Origin of the sequence: Streptomyces cadmiisoli, from assembly GCF_003261055.1 — a bacterium.
GTDB classification, from domain to species: domain Bacteria; phylum Actinomycetota; class Actinomycetes; order Streptomycetales; family Streptomycetaceae; genus Streptomyces; species Streptomyces cadmiisoli.
Window position 1 is genome coordinate 206,374 of record NZ_CP030074.1, and the last position, 25,347, is coordinate 231,720.

Annotated in this window: 17 protein-coding genes; 14 read left to right on the top strand and 3 right to left on the bottom strand. The window is 72.4% G+C overall.

What is annotated here, in order from left to right; all coding sequences use genetic code 11:
• Window positions 1–100 precede the first annotated feature (100 nt).
• The 4 genes from DN051_RS41800 to DN051_RS41815 all read left to right on the top strand — a co-directional run bounded on the left by DN051_RS41800 (window position 101) and on the right by DN051_RS41815 (window position 6,114).
• Entirely contained in the window at window positions 101–1,666 is a 1,566-nt protein-coding gene (locus tag DN051_RS41800) for a phytoene desaturase family protein (RefSeq protein WP_053762961.1), read from the top strand.
• 113 nt (window positions 1,667–1,779) lie between these two features.
• Window positions 1,780–3,018: a metal-dependent hydrolase family protein gene (locus DN051_RS41805; RefSeq protein ID WP_079001842.1), complete on the top strand. Its 1,239-nt coding sequence runs from the start codon at window positions 1,780–1,782 to the stop codon at window positions 3,016–3,018.
• Between the two features lie 573 nt (window positions 3,019–3,591).
• Entirely contained in the window at window positions 3,592–4,404 is an 813-nt protein-coding gene (locus tag DN051_RS41810; protein WP_053762963.1) for a DeoR/GlpR family DNA-binding transcription regulator, read from the top strand.
• Window positions 4,405–4,674: 270 nt separating this feature from the next.
• Window positions 4,675–6,114, top strand: coding sequence for a carbohydrate-binding protein (locus tag DN051_RS41815; protein ID WP_112443022.1), 1,440 nt, complete (start codon window positions 4,675–4,677; stop codon window positions 6,112–6,114).
• 81 nt (window positions 6,115–6,195) lie between these two features.
• On the opposite strand, the gene DN051_RS41820 is transcribed toward DN051_RS41815, so the two are convergent.
• The 3 genes from DN051_RS41820 to solA form a co-directional block, all read right to left on the bottom strand.
• Entirely contained in the window at window positions 6,196–7,323 is a 1,128-nt protein-coding gene (locus tag DN051_RS41820; protein ID WP_246041265.1) for an FAD-dependent oxidoreductase, read from the bottom strand.
• Window positions 7,311–8,564, bottom strand: coding sequence for a Glu/Leu/Phe/Val dehydrogenase dimerization domain-containing protein (locus tag DN051_RS41825; protein WP_112443023.1), 1,254 nt, complete (start codon window positions 8,562–8,564; stop codon window positions 7,311–7,313). The genes DN051_RS41820 and DN051_RS41825 overlap by 13 nt, the downstream gene beginning before the upstream one ends.
• 100 nt (window positions 8,565–8,664) lie before the next feature.
• On the bottom strand, window positions 8,665–9,846 hold the full coding sequence (gene solA / locus DN051_RS41830) for an N-methyl-L-tryptophan oxidase (protein ID WP_162625173.1): 1,182 nt from the start codon (window positions 9,844–9,846) through the stop codon (window positions 8,665–8,667).
• 483 nt (window positions 9,847–10,329) lie between these two features.
• Here solA and DN051_RS41835 point away from each other — a divergent pair, with 483 nt between their 5' ends.
• The 10 genes from DN051_RS41835 to DN051_RS41880 all read left to right on the top strand — a co-directional run bounded on the left by DN051_RS41835 (window position 10,330) and on the right by DN051_RS41880 (window position 25,252).
• On the top strand, window positions 10,330–12,513 hold the full coding sequence (locus DN051_RS41835; RefSeq protein WP_162625174.1) for an acetate--CoA ligase family protein: 2,184 nt from the start codon (window positions 10,330–10,332) through the stop codon (window positions 12,511–12,513).
• Entirely contained in the window at window positions 12,510–13,316 is an 807-nt protein-coding gene (locus DN051_RS41840; RefSeq protein ID WP_112443025.1) for an SDR family oxidoreductase, read from the top strand. The genes DN051_RS41835 and DN051_RS41840 overlap by 4 nt, the downstream gene beginning before the upstream one ends.
• Window positions 13,313–14,908 (top strand): 5-guanidino-2-oxopentanoate decarboxylase, encoded by a 1,596-nt coding sequence (locus DN051_RS41845; RefSeq protein WP_112443026.1) that lies wholly within the window; start codon window positions 13,313–13,315, stop codon window positions 14,906–14,908. The genes DN051_RS41840 and DN051_RS41845 overlap by 4 nt, the downstream gene beginning before the upstream one ends.
• Window positions 14,909–14,920: 12 nt before the next feature.
• Window positions 14,921–16,078 (top strand): acyl-CoA dehydrogenase family protein, encoded by a 1,158-nt coding sequence (locus tag DN051_RS41850; RefSeq protein WP_053762969.1) that lies wholly within the window; start codon window positions 14,921–14,923, stop codon window positions 16,076–16,078.
• A 130-nt stretch (window positions 16,079–16,208) separates the two neighbouring features.
• Entirely contained in the window at window positions 16,209–18,518 is a 2,310-nt protein-coding gene (locus DN051_RS41855) for a helix-turn-helix domain-containing protein (RefSeq protein ID WP_112443027.1), read from the top strand.
• Between the two features lie 300 nt (window positions 18,519–18,818).
• Window positions 18,819–19,739 (top strand): carbohydrate ABC transporter permease, encoded by a 921-nt coding sequence (locus DN051_RS41860; protein ID WP_053762971.1) that lies wholly within the window; start codon window positions 18,819–18,821, stop codon window positions 19,737–19,739.
• Window positions 19,739–20,689, top strand: coding sequence for a carbohydrate ABC transporter permease (locus DN051_RS41865; RefSeq protein ID WP_053762972.1), 951 nt, complete (start codon window positions 19,739–19,741; stop codon window positions 20,687–20,689). Before DN051_RS41860 ends, DN051_RS41865 begins: the two co-directional genes overlap by 1 nt.
• A 58-nt stretch (window positions 20,690–20,747) precedes the next feature.
• Window positions 20,748–22,088, top strand: coding sequence for an ABC transporter substrate-binding protein (locus DN051_RS41870; protein WP_053762973.1), 1,341 nt, complete (start codon window positions 20,748–20,750; stop codon window positions 22,086–22,088).
• 277 nt (window positions 22,089–22,365) lie between these two features.
• The gene (locus DN051_RS41875) at window positions 22,366–23,292 is read left to right on the top strand and encodes a MurR/RpiR family transcriptional regulator (RefSeq protein ID WP_199840433.1); all 927 of its coding nucleotides are present in this window, start codon (window positions 22,366–22,368) and stop codon (window positions 23,290–23,292) included.
• Between the two features lie 208 nt (window positions 23,293–23,500).
• Window positions 23,501–25,252 carry a glycoside hydrolase family 35 protein gene (locus DN051_RS41880; RefSeq protein WP_199315045.1) on the top strand — a complete coding sequence of 584 codons (1,752 nt, stop codon included), beginning with the start codon at window positions 23,501–23,503 and terminating at the stop codon, window positions 25,250–25,252.
• Window positions 25,253–25,347 lie beyond the last annotated feature (95 nt).

A 25,347-nucleotide genomic window follows, 5' to 3' on the forward strand; every position in this document is an offset into this window, starting at 1 on the left:
TCTCGGGGGTGCGGTGAGGAACTGATCCAGTAATCAGTAAGAGGGTCGAGTGCGGCGCAGAACCCTTGTGGCCGCGGGGCGCGGCGTGTTAGCAAGGGGCATGCCTCGGAATGCCGCGTTCTCAAAGGACGTCTACGACGTCGTCATCGTCGGTGGCGGCCACAACGGCCTGGTCGCCGCCTCCTACCTGGCCCGTGCCGGGCGCTCCGTGCTCCTGCTCGAACGGCTCGACAAGACCGGCGGTGCGGCCGTGTCGACCCGTGCCTTCTCCGGAGTCGACGCACGCCTGTCGCGCTACTCCTACCTGGTGTCCCTGCTCCCCGAGAAGATCGTGAACGATCTCGGACTGCGCTTCCAGGTGCGCAAGCGGTCCATCGCGTCCTACACGCCGGCCGTCCGAGCCGGCCGCCACACCGGCCTCCTGGTCGGCGGCGGGGAGGACCGGACCCGGGCGGCCTTCCGGGACTTCACCGGCTCCGACGCCGAGTACGCGGCCTGGCGGGAGTTCTACGGAACGACCGAGCGGGTCGCCCAGCGGGTGTTCCCCACCCTCACCCAGCCGCTGCCGACCCGGGACGAGCTGCGGGCCCGCATCGGTGACGACGAGGCCTGGCGGACGCTGTTCGAGGAGCCGCTCGGCGTCGCCGTCGAGGACCGCTTCAAGGACGACGTCGTCCGCGGTGTGGTCCTCACCGACGGACTCATCGGCACGTTCGCCGACGCCCACGACCCGGGGCTGGCCCAGAACATCTGCTTCCTGTACCACGTCATCGGCGGCGGCACGGGCGACTGGGACGTCCCGGTCGGCGGCATGGGCGCCCTCACCGGCGAGCTGGCCCGGGTGGCGCGCGAGGCGGGCACCGAGATCGCCACCGGCCACGAGGTCGTGCGGATCGAGCCCGACGAGAACCTGACGCTCGTCACCTACGACAACGGATCGGGCGAGGCCACCGTCGGCGCCCGCAAGGTCCTGGTGAACGCCTCGCCCGAGGCCCTGGCGGCGATGCTGGGCGACACCGTCGCCGAGCCCGCCGAGGGCGCGCAGCTCAAGGTCAACATGCTGCTGCGCCGCCTGCCCCGGCTCAAGGACACCTCGGTGGACCCCAGGGAGGCGTTCGCCGGTACGTTCCACATCGCCGAGGGCTACGGCCAGCTCGCCACCGCCTTCCGCGAGGCGGCCGGCGGACGGCTCCCGTCCGCGCCGCCGTCCGAGATCTACTGCCACTCGCTGACCGATCCGACGATCCTCGGCCCCGAACTCACCGAGCGCGGCTACCAGACCCTGACGATGTTCGGACTGCACACCCCGGCCCGGCTGTTCGTCGAGGACAACGACGCGGCCCGGGAGGCGCTGACCAAGGCGGCCCTGGCCGAACTCGACTCGGTGCTCGACGAGCCGATCGCCGACTGCCTCGCGCTGGACGAGGACGGCCGCCCCTGCATCGAGGCCAAGACACCCATCGACCTGGAGAACGACCTGCGGCTGCCGGGGGGCAACATCTTCCACCGCTCGCTGGCCTTCCCCTACGCCACCGAGGAGACCGGGCGCTGGGGCGTGGAGACCGCCTACCCGAGCGTGCTGCTGTGCGGCGCGGGCGCCGTGCGCGGCGGCGGGGTGAGCGGCATTCCCGGACACAACGCCGCGATGGCCGTACTGGGCGAATGACCCGGCCGCGCGGCAGCCCCGGCCCCGGGCTGCCGCGCGGCCGGCGGTGACATCGGCCGCCCATCGCACACGATCGCCACCCGCCCCGGGTGGCGGCGGACGGAGGGAAGAAGATGGCAGTTGCATTGCGTTGCGCCGGACTCGTGGATGTCGAAGGCGGCGCGGTGCTGCCCGACCGCACCGTCATCGTCGAGGACGATCGCATCGCCGAGGTGCGGCCGGGGAGCGAGCCGGTCCCCGAAGGGGTGCGGCTCATCGACCTCGGCCGGGCGACGCTCGCCCCCGGGCTGATCGATCTGCACACCCATCTCGTGGGCCCGGCCGGCTGCGCCGACTTCCTCCAGGAGCTGCGGGAGTCCAGCGCCCACCAGGCGCTCGAAGGGGTGGCGCACGCCCGCGACACCCTGAACGCCGGCTTCACCACCGTCCGGGACGTCGGCGCCTTCCACGCCTTCGTGGACGTGGCACTGCGGGACGCCGTGGACAACGGCATCGTTCCCGGACCGCGCATGGCCGTGGCCGGCGCCTTCGTCTCCGTGTCCACCGGCGGCGGAATGATCACCGGCCTCACGCACGGCATCGACCTGCCGCGGGAGTACCGGTTCGGCTCGGTGCGCGACGTCCCGGACGTCCGTGAGCGCGTCCGCGAGATCCTGCACGGCGGCGCCGACGTCATCAAACTCGTCGCCACCGGCGCCGTACTGACGACCGGCACGGTCCCGGGCGCCCCCGAACTGACCGAGGACCAGATCCGCGCCGCTGTCGAGGAGGCGCACTGGTACGGGGCGTACGTCGCCGCGCACGCGCACGGCACCGAGGGCATCAAGCGCGCGATCCGCGCGGGGGTGCGTTCCGTCGAGCACGGCACGGAACTCGACGACGAGTGCGTCGAGTTGATGCTGGAACACGGCACCTATCTCTCCGCCGACATCTGGTGGAGCGACTGGATCACCAAGCACTCCGAGGAGTTCGACGAGGAGCAGCGGGCCAAGAACGACGCGGCGACCGAACGGCAGCGGCAGAGCTTCGCCAAGGCGGTGCGGGCCGGCGTGCGCGTCGGCTTCGGCACCGACGCGGGCTGTTTCCCGCACGGACTCCAGACCCGGCAGCTGCGCACCATGTGCGACTACGGCATGAGCCCCCTCCAGGCCCTGCGCGCCGCGACGCTCACCAGCGCCGAGTGCATGGGCTGGGAGGACCGCGTCGGCTCCGTCACCCCGGGCAAGTACGCCGACCTCATCGCCGTCGCCGGTGACCCGCAGGACCCCGCCTCCTACACCGACGTCGGCTTCGTGATGAAGGGCGGCGCGGTCTTCCGCGACGATCTGTCCGAGGCGCACGGCGCCGCCTGACGCCGCCGGCGCGGGCCCGAGGGGCGGCGACACCGACCCGCGCCGGGCCCGCGCCGAGTTCCTGGGGGTCCTGGGGCGGGGGGTCCTAGGGGCCCTGGGGTTGTCCTAGGGAGTTTCCCTGTTCCGCTGGGGGGCCGGCCGGGTGAGTCTTGCTTATGGCCGTGAAACGCTCAGTTTCGTTGATCACTTCGATGAGAAGTGCACGACTGTGCGATAAGTCCCCAATATAGTTGCCCAGAATCCTCGCCCTCAGTCCGCTGTCCGGGCAATGCGAGAGGAAATGCTGGGCGAACGAAGGAGTATGAGCTGGATCTCGGCTCTCCATCGCCACGACCGTGCCCCTTTCCCGGGCCGCACGGCGTTCGTGAAACCTGAGAGCGGCCGACGGCCAACTCGTTCTTTCACGGCCTTATGACCGAAACGCCGGTACAGCCACACGGAACTTTCCATGAAATTGGACAACCAAGATTCGATTCCCGTCCCTTCGACACCTACGGCCCCGAGCGGGTCGGGCGCGGGATTGTCTGGCGGAACCGGGCAGGTACGCGGCCGAGCGATGTGGCGGAGTGAACAATGAACGACCGGACACGTGACGCGCGTATTTCGCTCATCCTGACTCTTCTGTCGCAGCGCGGGGAATTGCAGGTCCGTTTCCTGCCCTCCATTCTCGGTGTCTCCGGGGCCACGGTCCGCCGGGACGTCGCGGTCATGGAGGACAAGGGCCTCATCCGCCGCTCGTACGGCAAGATCGCCGCCGCCCGGCGCGGCGCCGAACTGCCCGTGAGCCTGCGCCGCTCGCAGAACACCGAGGCGAAGCGCCGCATCGGCGCCCTGGCCTCGTCCCTGATCCCGTCCCGGCCGCTGACCATGGCGCTGAGCGGGGGCAGCACGGTCGGCTTCGTCGCCAGGAGCCTGGCCGGCCGACCGGATCTCACCGTCGTCACCAACGGCCTCGACACCGCGACCATGCTCATGGCGCGCCAAGTGGTCAAGGTCGTGGTCACCGGCGGGACGGCGAGCCCGCTGTCCAACGACCTCGTGGGCAGGACCGCCGAGAAGTCGCTGCGCTCCTTTCAGTTCGATTTCGCGGTCGTAGGTGCGGACGGTGTCAGTCCGGAGGCCGGATTCACCCGGCACAGTGCCCGCGGCGCGGAGATCGACCGCATCATGCTGGAACAGGCGGAACACAAAATAATCGTGGCCGACAGTTCGAAATTCGGCAAAGTGCATCACGCCAAGATCGCCGATGCCGGGTCCATACAGACCCTTGTCACGGACTCGCATGCCAACGCGGAGATAGTGGCCTCGCTCCGGAAGTTCGGGGTGACGACGACTCTGGTTGTCATTCCGTCCGCGGTCAAGACCAACCGCATTCGCTTCACCTGATTTCCCGGCTTTCCCCGCGCGCTCGGGCAGACCCTTCTAGCATGGACCCGTAAAGCGTGGTGCCGTGGGCATGGCACCGTGAGAACGGACGGGCAGGGCGACGAGAGGGCGGGGCGTTGGGCATCGGCGGTAACGCGGTGGACTGTGACACGCGTCCACCGCAAACGGCGGACGACCGGTACGACGTTTCCCGCGGCTCCCGCCGACCAGCCGTGTCATTACCCGGCGCCCGCCCCGACCCGCCGCACCCGCGGTGAGGTGATCCCTGCCATGCCACGGACCACCTTCGCCGCCCGCGGCAGGGCGGAGGCCCGAGGGGACGCCGAACTGCTCCGGGCCGTCCGCGCCGGCCACGGACCGTCGTTCGACGTCATCCGCCGCCGCCACCACGAAGCCGTCTTCGCCTACGCGCTGACCTGCGCCTGGTCCGCCCAGGTCGCCGCGGATCTGGCCGCGGCCGCCTTCGCCCAACTGCGCGACCGCGTCGCCTCCCCCGTCCCGCTCGACCAGGGCCGGCACAGCGGATGCGTCAGACTTCAACTGCTCGAGTCCGTACGCCTGGGAGCGGTGACACGAGCCCTGAGGTCCCCCCAGTCCTTCCACCGCGAGTTCACCGACTGGATCAGAGGCGGCTCGATGTGGCCGATGCTGGAGGACGGCCAACTGGCCCTCGCCTTCGAGCAACTGCCCGCCATGGCGCAATGCCTGCTGTGGCACGCCCTGGTGGAGGCCGACGACGAGCGGGACATCGCGGCCGTCACCGGGCTGTCGGGCGAAGACCTCACCCTCGCTCTGCAACAGGCCGACCGCGCGTTGCGCCGGTCCCGCACGGACCTCTACTGCGAACGGCTGGAGAACGCCGACTGCCTCGACATACTGGCGGGCGCGCCGGACTTCCCCGCCGCGCCCCTGGACGCGGCGGTCATCGAACACCTCAAGGCCTGCCCCCGCTGCCTGGCCCTGCACGACGACCTCGTCGGCCTGGAAGCCCGTGCCGCACGGCATCTGCCCCTGCGGCTGCTGGGCTGGTGGCCGATCCAGGAGTACCAGCGCACCAAGGACGAGTTCCGCAGCCCGGCCTTCGACTCCTTCGAGGGCACCCGGGGCACAGCCGCTCCCGCCGCCCGGCCCGCCGCACCGTCCGGGGCGCGTCACCGCAAGACCCGGACGCCGGGCCAGGTCACGGCCCTGCGGAACCGCAAGGGGAAAGCGGCACTGGCGGTGGCGGCCGTCCTGCTGGCGGCCGTGCCGGCCGTGCACCGGGTGACCACCGAGGGACCCGGTTCGCCCTCGGCGGACCGGCCCGCCGCCGAGCCGCTGGTGCTGTCGTCCGGCGGTGTGCCCGCGGACTCCTTCGCCCACGCCCGGGGGACGGTGCGGCCCCGGTCGGGGGACCCGCGGGCCCGGCCGCTCGCCGAGGGATCCGAACTCCTCTATTCGCAGGTGGACTTCGGCACCCGGGCGTCCGCCCGGCTTCAGGTCCTTGTCTCGGACGTCACCGAGCGGGCACGACGCCTGGAACTGCGGATCGGGGACGGCGCCGACGGCAGATCGTGGGCCACCGTCGAACTGCCGCCCGGCACCGGCGAGAAGTGGGTCGGTGTCCGCGTCGAGCCGCTCACCGGGCGGCACGACGTGCGGGTGATCGGCCGGTGCGCCGGCCAGGACCCCTGCGTGAACCTGCACGCCTTTCGCGTGAAGACCGGTTGAGCCGGCCCGGTCCGGCACGAGCACGCCACACCGGACCGCCGACCCTCGCGACGGAAGCACGCACGCGTGGACGTACGGAGGTCAGCCCTTCGCCGAGCCCAGGTGCGCGGCCAGACGGAACCGCTCGGGCACATCGCCCGCACCGGTGACCAGGCCGGTCGTGAGCTCCCCGATGAGCGGCGCGAACTTGGCACCGTGCCCCGAGCACGGCGAGCACACCACGAGCGCGCCCACCTCGTCGAGGAGGAAGTCCTCACTGGGCGTGCTGGTGTAGAGGCAGGTCGCCTCCCCGCGCGGCGTCGGCGCACAGCCCGGCATCCACCGGCTGACGTACTCGACCATCGCCGCGCGGGTCTCGGGGCTGACGACCCGGTCGCGATGGTCCGGCCGGGTCGGACGGCCGCCGTAGTGGACACCGATCTTCCGGTCGTCGCCCGGTCCGCCGTCGCGTCCGCCCTGGAGGTGGTAGACGCCACCGCCGTACTCGTGCACGACGCTGGGCCACGGCGGCGCGTCCGGATCGAGCCGTGGAAAGTGGAACACCTCCTGCTCGGTCACGGTGAGTTCGGGCAGCCGCACCCGGTCCCCGAGCAGGTCCGACAGCCAGGCACCCGCGGCCACCACCGCCCGCGCCGCGGTCACGGCCGAGCCGTCGGACAGCTCCGCGCGGACACCGCCCGGCACCTCACGCACCTCCACGACGGCCGTCTCGAACCGCAGCACCGCCCCGTGGCGCGCGGCACCGGACTCGAAGGCGGCGACCGCCGCGGCGGCGTCGACCGTACCGCCCTGGGGGTGGTGGATCACCGGGCCCTCGAAGCGCAGGCCCGGCCAGCGCCTCTCCGCCTCCCCGGCGTCGAGGATCTCGTGCGTCACCACGGCGTCCCGGAACTGGGCGGCCACACCGTCGATGTAGTCGCGCTCACCGAAGTCGAGGCCGCCGAGCATACGCAGCAGCGCGGTGCCCGAGTCGAGTTCCAGCTCGCGCCACAGCTCGAACGCCCGGCCCGTCAGACGTGTGTAGGTCGGGTCGTCGTAGCTGCGCCGGACGATGCGGGCGCTGCCGTGGGAGCTGCCCCGGTCGTGGTCGGCGGCGAACTGCTCGACCAGAGTCACGGACAGACCGCGCCGGGACGCCGCCCAGGCGGTGGCGGAGCCCATCAGGCCGGCCCCGACGACGAGCAGGTCGGTGTCCGTCAACGCGCGCACTTCCCTTCCTGGCGCCGGGGTGCCGGTACGGGGCCGGCGAAGGCGGCCTCGATGGCGGTGAGATGCCGCTCGACGACACTCTGGGCGGCCTGCCGCGGCGTGATGCCGTCCTTCTCGGCCGTGTCGAGCATGCTGTCGGTGATCCGGCGCATGGCGCCGCGCACCATGGCGTGGGCCTCGTCGGAGTCCGCGGAGATGTCGCCGAACAGCGTCCACCACCACCAGGCGTTGGTGGCGGAGTTGGCCACGAAGTCCGGCAGCACCGTCACCCCGCGGGCGTGCAGCGCGGCCTCCGCGTCCGGCAGGGTCGGCATGTTGGCCGCCTCGGCGATCACCCGGGCCGTGACGCGCCGCTGTTCGGCCGGGCCGATGCAGTACGAGACCGCCGCCGGGACCAGCACCTCGCACTCGACGTCCAGCCAGGCGCCGCCGTCCGCCTCGATGTCACCGGGCCGCAGCCGTGTGCGGTCGACGGCGCCGAAGGCGTCGCGGGTGAGCAGCAGCCGCTCCACGTCCAGGCCCTGCTCGTTGACCACCAGACCGTGCGCGTCGGCGATCGCCACCACCTTGACGCCGGCCCGCGCGAGGTAGCGGGCGGTGGCGCCGCCCATGGAGCCGAAGCCCTGCACGACGGCGCGGGCCGAGGCACGGTCCAGACCGGCGTGGTCCAGAGCCGTCAGGGCGGACTCCGCGACGCCGAGCCCGCCGACCAGTTCGGGCAGCGGCACACCGTCGACGGTGACGGCGAACGCGTCCGCGAGCCGCGTCCGCGCCGCGGACGGATCGTCCAGCAGCGGGTAGATCGCCTCGATGGTGCTGTCCAGTCCCAGCTCGGCGACCGCCTCCTCGATGGCGTCCTGTCGTACCCCCAGGTCCTCCCCGGTGGTCCAGTAGTCCCGCAGCAGCGGTTTCACCCCGTCGAGGAAGCGCCGCAGCAGAGCGGGTGCCTCCGGGTCGTGCGGGTCGCAGTCGATACCGCCCTTCGCCCCGCCGAGCGGGATGTACCGCCGGGCGGGGTCGTAGTGCAGCGCCTCCTTGCGGGTCATTCCGGCGGCGAGGCCGCGGACCTCGTCCAGCCCGCAGCCCTCCCGCATCCTGAGCCCGCCGCTCGCCACCCCGCGGACCAGCCGGTCGATGACGACAAAGCCCTGGCGGCCGGTGACCGGGTCGGTCCAGACGACCTCCAGCTGGGGCTTGCGGGCCGTGGTGGCGGCGGGGGTGCTCGTGGCAGTGGCAGTCATGCGGTCCGTCCCAACACCCGTCGAGGGCGAGTGATGTCGAAGGGGAATGAGTGTGTCGTGGGCCCCGTGCGCGGGCCGGCCGGGCGCGGCGCGGCGCCGGTCAGGTCATCCAATTGACGGGATGGCCGGGGTCGGTGAGCGCCGGCCGGTCGAGGCGGAAGGTGGTGTAGGGCTCGGTGGCGGCGAGGGCCGGGTCGTCGGCGAGTTCGGCCAGCATACGGCCGAGGGTGGGGGCGAACTTGTAGGCGTGCGCGGCGCCCAGGCCGACCAGGATCCGCTCGGCTCCGGGGACCGTGCCGAGCACGAAGTCCCGGTCGGGTGTGAGGGTGTACAGGCACCGTCTGCTGCGTACCGGTGCGCCGCTGCCGGGGAAGCGCTCGGCCATGAAGCCGGACAGCCGGTCCAGCATCGCGCCGTCGGTGGTGCCGGTGCGGCGGTCCGGGCTCACCTCGGGGCCGCCGCAGTCCTCGCCCGCCTTGACCGTCGCCTCTCCGTAGCAGGGGAAGCCGAAGAAGCTGGGCTCGTCGAGCCAGATCCACACGGGGAAGGTCGCGGGCGCGAACCGTTCGGGCTCGGGCGGTTCGAAGTAGGTGACCTGCTGGTCGAGGACGGTCAGCGGGACGGTGCGGCCGAGCGGGGTCAGCAGGGTGTTGGCCCAGGCGTCGGTGCACAGCACCACCTGCCCGGCCGAGTACCGCGCGTCCGGGGTGACCACTTCCACGCCGTGGGCGGTCGGGTGCACGGCGGTGACGGGGGTGCGGTCCAGCAGGGTCGCGCCGGACGCGCGGGCCAGGCGCTGCATCGCGGCGACCGACCGGGCCGCCGGCACGATGGAGGTGCGCTCCTGGTAGAGGGCGGTGGTGCCCTCGGGGAGGCTGATCTGCGGCCAGCGGGTGGTGACCTCCTCGCCGGTCAGGAGCTCGTAGGGGATGTTCTCGCTGTCCAGGCTTTTCCAGTAGTCGTCCAGGGGGAGGGACGAGCCCTCGGGGCGCAGGTCGACGCCGCCGGTGGTGGTCACCAGCCGCTCGCCGGAGGCCTGCTCGAGGTCGGCCCAGTCGGCGTAGGCGTGGTGGGTGAGCCGGACGTAGTCGGGCCGGTGGTAGCTGTGCCGGAGGATGCGGGAGGTGTCGTGGGAGGCACCGTTGCCGTGGCCGAACTCGAACTGCTCCAGGCCGAGGACGCTGCGTCCGGAACGGGCGAGGTGCCAGGCGGCGGCGGACCCGAGTCCGCCCAGGCCCACGACGACGACGTCGAACGACCGGGTCCCTGCGTGAGCGCTCATGGTGAACCCCTCCGGGCGCAGAAGCGGTGCCGGCACGCGACGGGCCGGGCGATCAGGTGCGTCATTCCGGGTGACGGCTACTGAACGACGATGTAGGAGGCCCATCGGGTTGTCAAGGGTCCACCTCGTGATTGTTGACTCGTCAGTCAGTACGTTCACCGGTGTCCGGACAGTTGTCGGGGCAGGCGCGGCCGGCAGCCGCATCTCATGACCGGCACCTGGTGTCCCGCCTTGGCCCAACGGGTGCGGCACATCCCCGTGGGGAGAGACAGGCGAACCCGTACCAGGCATTGACAGCCCCTCGCGGCAGGGCTCACGATCGGAGTTACTGACTGGCCCGCCAGTCAGTAATGGTCTTGAGGGGTCACCTCGCGGCTTCTGCTCCGCCGTCGGGGCCGGCCCCTTCCGCGGCCGGGCGCACGCTCCCTCACCCGGCCCGCTCCCTTGCTCCACCCCGCTCCCACGAGAGGAGTCGATGCACTCATGCCCACCGCAGTCCCCGCCGGTGCCGGCACCCACCCGCTCTCCGTCTTCCGGGATCCGGCGTCGGTGGCAGTCGTCGGGGCGTCGGCGAACCCGGCCAAATGGGGTCACTGGCTCGCCCGCGGCGCCCTGGCGGGCCGGGACCGGCGCTCCGTGCACCTGGTCACCCGCGGGGCCGACGAGATCCTCGGCACGCCGACGGCGCCCTCGCTCGCGGACCTGGGCGAGGTGCCCGAACTCGTCGCCCTGTGCGTGCCCGCCGCCCAGGTCGCCCCGGTCGTCGACCAGGCCCTGGAACTGGGCGTGCGCGGCTTCCTCGGCATCACCGCCGGAGTGCCCGGCGCCGCCGCCCTCGCGGCCCGGATCACCGCCGCGCGGGCCCGGCTGATCGGACCGGGCAGCCTCGGGCTGTTCGACGCCGACACCTCGCTGCACATCGCCTGGGGCGACTTCCGGCCCGGCGGACTCGCGGTCGTCTCGCAGAGCGGCCAGGTCGGCAGCGAGCTCGCCCAGCTGGCGCGCCGCGCGGGACTCGGCATCTCCCGCTTCGTCTCCGTCGGCGGTCAACACGACGTCACCATGGCGGACTTGCTGGAGGACCTCGCCGACCACGAGTCCACCGAGGCCGTCGCCCTGTACGCGGAGGGCTTCGACGACGGGCAGCGGATCTTCGACGCCGTACGCCTGCTGCGCCGGACCGGCAAACCTGTCCTCGTGCTGACCGCGGGTGACAGCGAGGCCGGCGCCCGTGCGGCCCGCTCCCACACCAGCGCCCTCACCTCCCCGACCGATCTGGTCGACGCGGCCTGCCGGGCCGCCGGAGCGCTGCGCGTGCCGACCCCCGCGGCCCTGGTCGACGTGGCCGCCTGCCTGACGGCGCGCGTCCCGCCCCGGGGGCGGCGCGTCGCCGTCCTGAGCGACAGCGGGGGACAGGGCGCGCTGGCCGCCGACTGCGCCCACCGCGGCGGCCTCACGGTCCCGCGACTGAGCCCCGCACTGTCAGCCGCTATCGGCGCGCGGCTGCCGGACTCGTCCGGCACCGACAATCCGGTGGACCTCGCCGGAGCCGGCGAGCAGGACGTGAGCAGCTACCGCGACGTGGCCCGCCTGCTGCTGAGGTCCGGTGAGGTCGACAGCGTGCTGCTGTCCGGCTACTTCGGCCGCTACGGGCTGGACAGCGCCGTCCTGACCGATGCCGAGCAGCGCACCGCCGGTGAACTGGCCGCGCTGCCACAGCGGTACGGACGCGCGCTCGTGGTGCACTCCATGGGGTCGGACAGCGACACCGCCGCTCGGTTGCGCGGCGACGGCGTACCCGTGTTCCCCACCGTCGACGCCGCCGCGGCCGCGCTGGCCGGCGCGGTGGAACTGGACGCCCGCCCCGGCCGCCGCATGTCCCGGACCGTCACCGACGACGCCCCGCCGCGGGGCTACTGGGAGACCCGCGCGCTGCTGATGCGCGCCGGCGTCGCCTTCCCCGAGGCACGGCGGGTGCACAACCTCCGCCAGGCGCTCGCGGCGGTCGCCGAACTGCGCGGCCCCTACGTGCTCAAGGCCTCCTGGCTGGAGCACAAGACCGAGGCGGGCGGCGTGCGGATCGGTCTCGGCGACGCCACCGCGGTCACCGACGCCTTCACCGCCATGCACCGGCGCCTCGGGGACGGTCCCTACGTCCTGGAGGAACAGGACGTCCGCGACGGGGTCGTCGAACTCATCGTCGGCGCGCGCTGCGACCCCGGGCTCGGACCCATGGTCACGCTCGGCGCGGGCGGCACCCGTGCCGAGCTGCACCGCGACGTCGTCACCGAGTGCGCGCCCGTCTTCGCCGGTGACGCCCGCGCGATGCTCGGGCGGCTGCGCTGCGCCCCGCTGTTCAGCGGCTGGCGCGGAGCGCCGGCGGCCGACATCGAGTCCGTGGTGCACATCGTGGTCGCGGTGTCCCGCCTTGTCGCGCGGTACCGGGACCAGCCAATCGAGCTGGAGATCAACCCGCTGCGGGTCGGCCCCGGCGGATCCCTCGCGGTGGACGCGCTGCTGCTGGCCACGCCCGACGGGCCGGGTCACGACGCAGACCACGCAGACCACGCGCACCGAGCAGACCACGCGCACCGAGCAGACCGAGCGCACCGAGCAGACCGAGCGCACCGCGCACGCCGAGCGCGCCGAGAACAGGGAGAGCCATGAAACCCGACGTATCGACCGCCGAGTTCGCCGGGCGGGTGGCCCTGGTCACCGGCGGCGGGTCAGGCATAGGGCGGGCCGTCGCGCGGCGCTACGCCGCGGGCGGCGGCCATGTCGCCGTGCTGGGCCGCCGCCAGGAGGCGCTGCGAGGGACCGTCGAGCTGATCGAGGCGGCCGGGGGCACAGCCGACGCGGTCGCCTGCGACGTCCGTGACCCCGCCGCCGTGGAGGCCGCCGTGGACGGTGTGGCCGAGCGGCACGGCCGGCTCGACGTGCTCGTCAACAACGCCGCCGGCAACTTCGTCGTCCCCGGCGAACGGCTCTCGCCGGGCGGCTGGAAGGCCGTGATCGACATCGTCCTCAACGGCACCTTCCACTGCACCCGGGCCGCCGCCCGGCACATGCTGGACCGGGGCAGCGGCGCCGTTCTCAACGTGATCGCCAGTTACGCCTGGCACGGGCATCCCGGCACCGTGCACAGCGCCGCCGCCAAGGCGGGCGTCCTCGCCATGACCCGCACCCTGGCCGTCGAATGGGCCCCGCGCGGCGTCCGCCTCAACTGCATCGCCCCCGGCCCGACCGAGACCGAGGGCGCCTCGGCCGTCCTGTGGCCCACCGCATCCGCCCGCGCCCGCGTCCTGTCCAGCGTGCCGGCCGCCCGGTTCACCACCCCGGAGGAGGTCGCGGAGTCCGCCGCGTTCCTGATCGGCGACCGGGCCGCCTACGTGACGGGAGAGGTGCTCACCGTCGACGGCGGCCAGTGGCTGGGCAAGTCCGTCTACACCGACCCGGGAGCCCAGGCGTGACACAGGAGCTGACCGGCGGCGAGGCGCTCGTCGCGGCGCTGCGGGCGCACGCCGTGGACACCGTCTTCGGTATCCCCGGCACCCACAACCTGCCCGTCTACGCGGCGCTGTCCCGGTACGGCGTGCGGCACGTCTCCCCCCGGCACGAGCAGGGCGCCGGATTCGCCGCCGACGGCTGGGCCCGCGCGTCCGGGCGGCCCGGCGTCTGCCTCACCACCACGGGCCCGGCACTGCTCAACGCCGCCACCGCCGCGGCGCAGGCCTACTCGGACTCGGTGCCGGTCCTGTTCGTCTCGCCCGGCCTGCCGCTGCGCCACCCCGGCCGGGGCAACGGCTTCCTGCACGAACTGAAGGACCAGCGCGGCGCGCTGGACGCCGTTGTCGCCTACAGCCACCGGGTCACCAGCGTGGCGGAGATCCCCCTCGCGGTCGCCTGCGCCTACGCCGCGATGGGCACCGGACGGCCCCGCCCCGTACACCTGGAGATCCCCCTGGACCTGCTCGACGAGCGCGCCGCGGTCCGGATCGCGGCGCCCGTCCCCGTTCCGCCGGCCGTCCCGGCCGAGCCGCAGATCCGGGCCGCCGCGGGGGTGCTGGCCGACTCGGTGCGCCCGGTCGTGATCGCGGGCGGCGGCAGTGCGGGCGCCGCCGCGGCACTGGGCGACCTGGCCGAACGCCTCGGCGCGCCCGTCGTCACCACCGCCAACGGCAAGGGTGTGCTGCCCGACGACCATCCGCTGGCCGTGGGCGCCGGGCTGCACCACGAGGCGGTGCGCGACCTGGTGCGCGACAGCGACGCCGTCGTCGCGGTCGGCACCGAACTCGCGCCGAGCGACCTGTGGTTCGGGCCGCTCGACATCCCCGGGAAACTGATCCGGATCGACGTCGACGCCCACGCGGTCACCACCAACGCCCTGCCCGACACCGCGATCGTCGCCGACGCCGCGCTCGCGCTCACCGAACTGCTCGCGCGCCTGCCGCGGCAGGGCGTCTCGGCGCGCGGCGCCGAGCGTGCTTCACGGGCGCGCGCGGACCGTACCGCGCAGGCCCGCACCGAGGGCGCCGCGCACCTCGTCCTGACGGAGGCACTGGCCAAGGTGCTGGGCCGCGACGGCGTCCTGGCCGGGGACTCCGCGATGGCCTGCTACTACGGCGCCCTGTCCAACCTGCCCGCGTACGCGCCCCGTTCGTTCCTGTACCCGACGGGCCTGGGCACCCTCGGCTACGGCCTGCCCGCCGCCATCGGGGCCAAGCTGGCCCGTCCGTCGGCACCCGTGGTGGCCGTGCACGGCGACGGCGGCCTGATGTTCACCGTGCAGGAACTCGCCTCCGCCGCCCAGTTGCGGCTGCCGCTGCCCGTGGTCGTCGCGGACAACGGCGGATACGGGGAGATCCGCGACGAGATGGCGGACCGCGAGGACCCCGTGCACGCCGTGGACCTGCCGGCGGTGGACTTCCCGATGGTGGCCCGCGCGATGGGCTGCCACGGACTGACCGTCGGCGACGGGACCGAACTGGCCCGTGCGCTGGACGAGGCCCTCAGCGCCGACCGTCCGACCCTCATCCACCTTCCCGACTCCGCAGCCGGCTGAGATTGGAGCACCATGACACCCCTGAACGAGCCCTGGCCGCTGAGCGACGAGCAGCGCGCCGTCGTCGAGCTGTGCCGTGACTTCGCCCGCAACGAGATCCGGCCGCGCGGACGCGAGGTGGACGAGGCGGACGTGGAGACGCCGGTCGACATCTGGCGCCGGGCCGCGAAGATCGGCATCACCGACTTCATGCTGCCGAGCGAACTGGGCGGAGGCGGCTTCACCGACGTCTTCACCCAGTGCCTGGTGCAGGAGGAACTCTGCTTCGGCGACCCCGGCATCGGCAACCTGCTGTGCTCGAACGGCTTCTTCGCCGATCCGCTGCTCGCCCTCGGCACCGAGGAGCAGCAGCGGCGCTGGCTGGGTCCGCTGGTCGGCCCGGACGCCCCGATGACCTCGCTGGCGACCACCGAGCCGGGCGCCGGTTCGGACGCCGCGTCGATCACCACCCGCGCCGTCAGGACGGAGGGCGGGTACGTGCTGAACGGGCAGAAGGCGTGGATCTCCAACGCGGGGGCCGCGCGGTTCTACGTGATCTTCGCCAAGACCGATCCGCACCAGCGTTCCCGGGGCGTCACGGCGTTCCTGGTGCGCGCGGGCACCGAGGGCCTGACGGTCGGCGAACCCATGCGGAAGATGGGCCAGCGCGCCATCGTCTGCCGCGAGGTGTTCCTGACCGACGTGTTCGTCCCCGAGGAGGACCGGCTGGGTCCCGAGGGCGCGGGCTTCGTGGGACTGATGCGGACCTTCGACATCTCCCGCATCGTGCTGGGCGCGGCCGCCGTGGGTGCGGCGCGGGCCGCGTACGAGTACGCACGTGACTACGCCCGGACCCGGGTGCAGTTCGGCGAGCCGATCATCGAGCACCAGGCCGTCGCGTTCCGCCTGGCCGACATGGCGAACCGGATCGAGGCCGCCCGGCTGCTCGTCCTGCGGGCCGCGCGGGCCGTCGACGCCGGACAGGACGTGACCGGTCTCGCCGCGATGGCCAAGCTGACCGCGTCCGAGACCGCCATGTTCTGCACCTGGGCCGGTCTCCAGACCATGGGCGGCTGGGGCTACTCCCGCGAGTATCCGATGGAGCAGTGGATGCGCGACGCGAAGCTGGAGGAGATCGAGGAGGGCACGTCCGACATCATGCGGCTGGTCATTTCCCGCAATCTTCCCTGAAGGGAACCCCGCGGGCCGTATCGCGCAGGCCCGCTGAGCGATTGAGGGCCGAGTCGGCTCCTCACTGATCCACGCGGCCGTTGCGTTCGTACAGGCAAGTGACGCGTTGGACGAGGAGAGGGGCGACCGTATGCGTGCGGACACCACGCCGGTGACCCGGCCGGTGCTCGCGGAGCCCCGGGGAGACGACCCGGGGGACCCCACCGGGTCCCCCGGGACAGCGGCCCTCCGCACCTTCCCGGGCCGCCCCCGCACGGGCACGCCCGCCGCACGCGCGGACCAGGCGGTGGACCGGCCGGTCGAATCCGCCGTCCCGCCGCGGCCGGAGGGACGCCGCGCACCCGGGGCCGAAACCCGCGCCGCGACACTCGCACTGCACCCTCCGGCCGACCGGGACCCGAGGAAGCGTCCGGCCCGGACCTCCCCGGGTCGAAGACCGGCCGGGCGCCCGCCGGGGGCGCAGGACGACGAGGACGGGCCGCTGCTGAGCCTCCCCGCCTCCGGTCGGCGCATCGTCCAGTGCCTCGCGGTGCTCGGCGAGGAGGTCCCGCTCCAGCGGCTGCGGTCGCTCACCCGGCGCGACGAGGACCCGGTCGGTGCCGTGGAGGCCGCTGTCGCGGCGGAGCTGCTCAGCTGGGATCCCGGCGAGGGCCGGGTGGAGGCCGCCGAGGCGACGCGGGAGTCGGTCATCGCGGCGATGAGCGCCTCCGAGACCCGCGCGGCGCACCGCTGGGCCGCCCGCTGGACGGGTGGGGTCACCTCGCTGCTCCACCGGGCGGCGGCGGCCACCGGTTTCGACGAGGACCTGGCCAGACGGCTGGAGTCCGAAGCCCGGCGGCTGGGCTTCCTCGGACGGTCCCAGCAGGCCGCCGAACTGCTGCGCCGGGCGGCGGCGGTGTCGGCCGACGCGGAGCTGGCGGCCCACCGGGAGGCGGCGTCCGTCGAGTTCGCCCTGCGCGCCCACGATCTCGCTCCCGCCCGCCGTGCGGCGCCGGCCATGCGGCAGGACGGAGCCCCCGCGGCCCACCGCGCCATGGCGGGACGCCTGGCCGTCCTCGAAGGCAGGATCGGCGAGGGCGCGCGGCTCCTCGGCGAGGCCTGCCGGGAGCTGCGGCTCGCCGGCGGCGGCGCCCGCGACGAACTCGGTGCCGCCGCGCTGTGGTCGGCGAAGGCGCAGTGGCTGGCCGGCAGTCCCGCGACGGAGATACGGCAGCAGCTCGCCGAGCTGGACCCGCCGGGCTCCCGCGACCCGTACTGGGCGGGCGAACGGCGCCGTCTGGACGCCGTTCTGACCTCCTCCGTCCACGGACCCGCGAGGGGCCTGGGCGAGCTGGCCGCGCGGCCCGGCGCCGGGTTCCTCACCCCCGCGGACGTGAGGGGCCGCGCGGCCGTCACCGAGGCGTGGCTGCACCTGGAGGCCGGTGACCCGGACCGCTGCGAGACCGCGGTGCGCGCCGCCCTCGCCGCGGCGGCCCCCGTCGAGGACGACCACATCGCGACGGCGGCCCAGACGGTGCGGGGACACGCGCTCTGGCTGAACGGCTCCTGGACCCTGGCGGAGGCGACCGCCCGCGGGGTCGCCGCCTCGTCCGCGCCGCTGTGGCGTTCCCGGGCGCGGGCCCTGCTGTCCTTGGTGGCGGCCGCCCGGGGAGAGCGCGTGCCGGAGGCGGCGGCAGACGACGAGGATCCGGGACCGTGCGTATTCGGTGCCGGGGAGCGGCTGTTCACCGCGCTCGTCGCCGCGGAGGCGGCGGGGCGCCCGGACGTGCCGGCCCTGCTGACGGCGCCGGAGCACCGGCCCGGACTGGAATTTCTCTCCGGCCCGCTGCTGCCCTGGCGGAAGGTGGAGGTGGCCCGCGCGGCGGTGGAGGCCGGGCATACCGCGCTCGCCACCGCGCTCATCGCCTCGCTGCGGGCGGACGCGACGGGTCTTCCGTCCTGGGTCGGGGCCTGCGCGTTGTGGCTGGAGGCCCGCGCGTCCGCCCGCGGTGGCAGCCGGGACGTGACCGCCCGCCTGTACGCCGGGGCCGACGAGGCGGCCGACGGCTTCGAGGCGACCGCGCCCTGGTACTACGCCAGGTACCAGGCCGACCACGCCGAGTTCCTTGCCGCCGTGGGCGACCGCCGTGCCGCGGTCGACCGCTTCCGGGCGGCGTGGGCCGTCGCCCTACGGATCGGTGCGCAGCCGCTGCGCAAACGGTGCGCGACCGGTCTGCGCGCCCTGCGGCTGCCGCAACCGGCGGGTGCGTTCGGGCTGACCGCACGGGAGACGGAGGTGGCCCGGCTGGTCAGTACGGGCCTGACCAACAGGGAGGCGGCGGCCCGTCTGTTCGTCACGCCCGCCTCGGTCGCGTTCCACCTGGGGAACATCTACGGCAAGCTCGGCGTCCGGACGCGGTACGAACTGCGCCGCTGGTGGGCCGAGCAGCAGACCGGCTGATCCGGCGACGGCCCCGTGACCGAGACCCACAGCGACGGGACGAGTCTTCGGTCGCTGTCCGGTGTGCCTCACAACACCCAGGTCAGAGCGTTGCACTGACGTACCCAGCGACTGAAGCGACTGTTGTTCGAACTTGCCCGGTCGGAGGTTCGGCGGTCACATCGGCGATGGCATGAAAAAAATTATCACGCAAGCTATCCAAGCGACCCTTGCGTGAAATAAATTTGAGCAACCGGTTGGCCGTCGCCTCTCTCGGGCGCCCATCGCGCCGGTACATCCCACAGCAGCACTGGAGCACCTATGAAGCAGAGGTCGGCTTCACCGCCGCCGGCCGCGCCGGTCGTCCGGCGGCGGCCGTTGAGGCAGCGATTGACCGGGTGGGCCTTCGTCCTGCCCTTCGCCATACCGTTCCTCCTGGCTGTCGTGGCCCCGATCGCGTACACCGCGGGCCTCAGTCTCTTCCAGGAACGCCTCATCGGCGGAGTGACTTTCGTCGGACTGGACAACTATCGTGAGCAGTTGAGTGATCCGCGCTTCTGGGACGGCGTGATCCGTGTAGGGATCTTCCTCGTCATCCAGGTCCCGCTCATGATGCTGCTGGCGCTCGGTGCGGCCCTGGCCCTCGACAGCGCGCGGCTGTACGCCCCCTCGATCTTCAGGCTCGGCATCTTCCTCCCCTACGCCGTGCCGGGCGTCGTGGCCTCCCTGTTGTGGGGCTACATCTACGGGGCGCAGTTCGGCCTGGTCGGCGACCTCAACGAGATGTTCGGCCTCGGCCTGCCCGACCCCCTGTCGAGCGCGCTGATCCTGCCGTCGATCAGCAACATCGGCCTGTGGCTCTACGTGGGCTACAACATGCTCGTCTTCTACGCGGCGCTTCAGTCCATCCCCTCGGAGCTGTTCGAGGCCGCGACGATCGACGGGGCCGGCACCTGGCACGTCATCGTCGGCATCAAGCTGCCGGCCATCCGCGGAACCCTGGTCTTCACCACGATCTTCTCGGTGATCGGCGGATTCCAGCTCTTCAACGAGCCCAACATCCTGCGCGACATGGTGCCCAACGTGATCAGCACCGACTTCACGCCGAACATGTACGCCTACACCCTGTCCTTCGCCGGCCAGCAGTACAACAGCGCCGCCACCGTCGCCATGATCATGGGCGTCGTCACGGCGGTGGTCGCCTTCGCGGTGCAGCGCCGCGGCATGAAGGGGGCCGTCTGATGCTCACCCGTGAACAGACGGCCGAGGCCGTCCGCCCCGCCCCCCGGCGCCGGGGCGCACCGAAGCGACGCGCCACCGCCCGCCGCCTCCGGACCCGCAACCAGCCCCGACGGCAGCGCTCGGTCGCCCTGACCGTGCTGATGACACTGCCGCTGCTCTACAGCCTGTTCCCGCTGGTCTGGCTCGTCATCAACTCCACCAAGTCACTGGACGAGCTCTTCTCCGGCTTCGGACTGTGGTTCGGCGGCGACTTCGCCCTGTGGGACAACATCGTCGGCGTCCTCACCTACGACGACGGCATCTACGGCCGCTGGTTCGCGAACTCCCTGCTCTATGTCGTGATCGGCGCGGGCGGCTCGACCCTCCTGGCGGCACTCGCCGGATACGGACTGGCCAAGTTCGACTTCCCCGGCCGCCGGGCCGTCCTCGCCGTGGTGCTGGGAGCCGTCGCGGTCCCCGGGACCGCCCTGGCCGTGCCCACCTTCCTGCTGTTCAGCAACATGGGGCTGACGAACACCCCGTGGGGCGTCCTGATCCCGCTCCTCGTCACGCCCTTCGGCCTCTTCCTCCTCTACAGCTACGCCAACGAGGCCGTGCCGAACGAGGTCATCGACGCCGCACGGGTGGACGGCGCGGGCGAGTTCCGCATCTTCTTCACCATCGTGCTGCGCCTGCTGTCACCGGCGCTCGTCTCCGTCCTCCTGCTGGAGGTGGTGGGCGCCTGGAACAACTACTTCCTGCCGCTGATCATGCTCAGCGACCCCTCCTGGTTCCCCCTGACCGTGGGCCTGAACCAGTGGAACGCCCAGGGGTCCAGCGCCGAGGGCGACTTCGTCGCCCACCTCGTCCTCACCGGCTCCCTGCTGACGATCGTCCCGCTCGTCATCGTCTTCCTCTGTCTTCAGCGCTTCTGGCGGTCGGGTCTGGCCGCCGGCAGCACGAAGGGCTGACGTCCGCTCCCGGAATCCAGCGAAAAAACGCAGAACAACCCAAGGAAAAGAGACCACAGTGAACAGATGGCCGCGTCACCGCAGAACGACCTCGCTCCTGCTGGGCGCCGTGCTCACCGCCGTCACCCTGTCCGCTTGCGGTGGGGGGACCGAGGAGGGCTCGGGATCGAATTCCATCACCGAGGAGGACATCCAGGCGGCACTCGACAAGCCGACGACACTGACCGTCTGGTCCTGGTCCGGGAGCCTGCCCGACGTCGCGAAGGCGTTCGAGAAGAAGTACCCGAAGATCAAGGTCAAGGTCGAGAACGTCGGCACCGGCGCCGAGCAGTACGCCAAGCTCCAGAACGCGATCAAGGCCGGGAAGGGCGCGCCCGACCTCGCCACGGTCGAGTACAACGCCATCCCGCAGTACGCGCTGACCGGTGCGCTCGTCGACCTGAAGAAGTTCGGCTTCGACTCGCTGGAGGACCGGTTCGACCCGGCGGTGTGGGCGAACGTCAACGTCGACGGGGGCCTGTTCGAGCTCCCGCTGAACGCCGGCCCGATGGCGCTGTTCTACAACAAGAAGACCTTCGACAAGTTCGACATCGAGGTGCCGACCACGTGGGATGAGTACATCAAGGCGGCCCGCAAGATCCAGAAGGCCGACCCCGACTACTACATCGGCGCCGACACCGGCAACGCGGGCCTGACCGAGAGCCTCATATGGGCGGCCGACGGCCGTCCCTTCAAGGTCGACGGCGCGAGTATCTCCATCGACCTCCAGGACGCCGGCAGCAAGAAGTACGCCGAGATGTACCAGCAGCTCCTGGACGACAAGCTGCTGTCCTCCGTCGGCGACTGGAGCCCCGAGTGGTTCGAGGGCCTGGCCTCGGGCCGGATCGCCACCCTGTCCTCCGGCGCCTGGATGGCCGGCATCCTCAAGGGCAGCGTCGCCAAGGCGTCCGGTGACTGGCGGGTGGCTCCCATGCCGTCCTATGACGGTGAGTCCACCACGTCCATCAACGGCGGGGGCAGCCTGGCGATGCCCGAGCAGGGCGACAACCAGCTCGTCGCCGCCGCGTTCCTGCGCTACGTGAGCGCCGAGGAGGGCGCGGACATCACCCAGGCGAGCGGCTCCTTCCCCGCCCGCGCCGAGGTGCTCGAGTCGGAGAAGTTCCTCGACGCCAAGGACGAGTACTTCGGCGGCCAGCGGGTCAACCGCGTCTTCGCGGAGTCCCTGCGCAACGTGGCCACCGGCTGGCAGTACCTGCCCTACGACGTGTACGCCGTCAGCATCTTCAATGACAACGCCGGCAAGGCGTACACGGGTGACTCGACGATCCTCAAGGGTCTGAAGAGCTGGGAGCAGGCGCTCGTCAGGTACGGGGAGGAGCAGGGATTCACCATCAACTAGCCCAACCCGCAGGGGAGTCGGCCGCCGTACCACGGCGGCCCTCCATCCCGCCGCGGACCGATCGTCCGGTGCGGGACCCCAGCCCCCAGGAGGGTAGAGTGTCGTGCGGTATGACACCGCCAGAGGTGACCCCTGTGGCGGTTCGACCGAAGCAGCCATTTCGTTCGGCGAGCGTCGAGACCGCGGCCGACCCATACCGCGGGAGCAGCCTGTGAGCCGCGACTCGGACTCGAGCCGTCGCCCCTCCAGGTCCCGGCCGTCCAAGAACGGTGCGGCGGTGCCCGCGGCCCATGGGGACCGGGTGGCCGACGGAGTCGACGAGGCCAGCCCGCTGGAACTGCTGCGATCGTCACTGCCCGGCCTCACCGGCGCCAAGCTCCGGGTGGCGCAGGTCATCCTCAGGGACCCGGCCGTGGTGGGCCGCAGCTCCATCACCTGGCTCGCCGGTGAGGCCCGTACGTCGGCGGCGACCATCACCCGGCTGTCGACGGCGCTGGGATTCGACGGCTTCCCCGAACTGCGCGCGGCGCTCGCCCGCGAGCACGGCCGCGGTGTCCAGGCCGGCTGGGAGAAGGACATCGGCTCGGCCATCACCCCGGACGATCCCGCCGACAAGGTCCTCAGCACGCTGGCGGCCAACCAGTTCAGCGCGGCACGCAACGCCATGGCCTCGGTGGACCTGGACGCCATGGCGCGGGTGGCGGACCGCATCGTGTCCGCCCAGCGTGTGCAGCTGTTCGGCGAATGGGGCGACGCGCCTCCGGCGTACGAGCTGTATCTGCGCCTGTTCCGCATCGGCATCCCCGTCTGGTACGACGAGGGCGCCTACTTCGCCCAGGTCGGGGCGAGCCTGCTGGCGCCGGGCGACGTGGCCCTGGTGATCTCCCGGTCGGGCGACAGCCCCATCGCCATGAAGTTCGCCGAGGTCGCCCGGGAACACGGTGCGATGACGGCGCTCATCACGGGCAACCCGCAGTCCCCCCTCGCGGCCGAGGTGGACGAGGCCCTGCACACCGGCACCGGGGTGGGCGGCTCGTGGACGGACTACTTCGCCGGACGCTCCAGTGACGCCTTGGTGGGCGCGCTGCTGTGGGCGCTCGTCGCCCAGCGGGTACCGGACCGTATCTACGACCGGATGAACCAGGGAGACACGCCCGCGCCGCGCAAGCGCAGCCAGGGCATCTTCGACAACCCCATGCACTGACCGCCCGACCGCCCCGGCTGCCGCACGGCGCCGCGCGCACCCCTTCGGCCGGCACGGCACGCCGCGGCGGCCCGGTCCGTCCCGCCGTACGACGGCATTCCGGCGTTCCCGCCGCGCACCGGCCCTCGGCCCACCGGGTGCCGCCCCCCTCGTGCGCCCCCGCCCCCGTCGCCACCCCCATGCCACAGACAGAGATCGAGACATCCTCATGCCCGAACTGAGCATCGCCGACGACGGCTTCCGCCTCGACGGCCGGCCCTTCCGCATCATCTCCGGCAGCCTCCACTACTTCCGGATCCATCCCGAGCAGTGGGCCGACCGGCTGCACAAGGCCCGCCTGATGGGGCTGAACACGGTCGACGTCTATGTGCCGTGGAACCTCCACCAGCCGCACCGCGACGGCCCCCTCGTCCTCGACGAGGGCCTCGACCTGCCCCGCTTCCTCGACCTCGCCGCCGCCGAGGGCCTGTGCGTACTGCTGCGCCCCGGCCCCTACATCTGCGCCGAATGGGAGGCGGGAGGCCTGCCTGCCTGGCTGCTCGTCGACCCCGACGTGCGTCTGCGCACGTCCGACCCGCGCTACCAGAAGCCGGTCGAGCAGTTCTTCGAGCTGCTGCTGCCGCACATCCGTCCCCGGCTGGCGACCGCGGGCGGGCCGGTCGTCGCGGTCCAGGTGGAGAACGAGTACGGCGCCTCCGGCCTGCGCGACAGGGCTCACCTCGACCACCTCGTCACCCTGCTGCGGTCGGGCGGCGTCGATGTCCCGCTGTTCACCTCCGACCAGGCGCGCGACCTGGCCGACGGCGGCATCCCGGGCGTGCTGCGGACGGTCAACTTCGGCCGCGGGGCGGGCGAGCACCTGCGCACCCTGCGCGAGCACCAGCCGCGGGGCCCGCTGATGTGCGGCGAGTTCTGGGCGGGCTGGTTCGACCGGTGGGGCGGCGGGCACAAGACGCGGCGCGACGAGGAGGTGCGCGACACCCTCGACGAGATCCTGGCCGCGGGCGCCTCCGTCAACATCTACATGTTCCACGGCGGCACCAACTTCGGCTTCACCAACGGCGCCAACGACAAGGGCCACTACCGGCCCACCGTCACCTCGTACGACTACGACGCCCCGCTCGACGAGGCGGGCGACCCCACCGGCAAGTACCGCCTGTTCCGCGAGACGATCGCCCGGTACGCGGACGTGCCCGAGGAACCCGTCCCGTCCGCCGGCGCCAAGCTGACCCTGCGCGGCATCCGCCTGCCGGAGCGCGCGTCCCTGCTCGCGCAGGCGGGCGCGCTCGGCGGCCCCACCCGGCGCGCGGAACGGCCGCTGTCCATGGAGGAGCTGGGCCAGGCCTTCGGCTTCGTCCTGTACGAGACGGAGCTGCCGGCCGCCGGTGACGGAGTGCTGTGCTTCGGCGAGGTGCGCGACCGCGCCCAGGTCCTCGTCGACGGTCAGCCGGTCGGCACCCTGGAACGGGAGAACCGCGAGCAGGCCATCGGCCTGCGGTCACCGGCCGCGGGCGCGCGGCTCACGGTCCTGGTCGAGAACCAGGGGCGGGTGAACTACGGCGCGGGTCTGCGCGACGGCAAGGGTCTCGTGGGACCGGTCACCTTCAACGAGCAGCCGCTGTCCGACTGGACCAGCACACCCCTGCCGCTGGACGCGCTCGGCGCCCTGTCGTTCTCGTCTGCCGCGGCCGGGACGGGTCCGGTGTTCCACCGGGGCACGTTCGAGGTGGCGGCCCCCGCGGACACCTTCCTCCACCTCCCGGGCTGGACCAAGGGCAACGTCTGGGTCAACGGCTTCGCGCTCGGCCGCTACTGGTCCCGCGGGCCGCAGCACTCCCTGTACGTGCCGGGTCCGGTGCTGCGCGCGGGCGCCAACGAGATCGTGGTGCTCGAACTGCACGGCACGCGGGCCGGCGTCGTGGACTTCCGCGACGCCCCCGACCTCGGCCCGGCCGAGTAGCGGAGACCTTCCGGGTGAGCGGGGTTCCCATATCCCGGCTGAAAATGTTTTGCGCAGAAGATTAATATGATCATGTTTCGTGATAATGTCTTTCG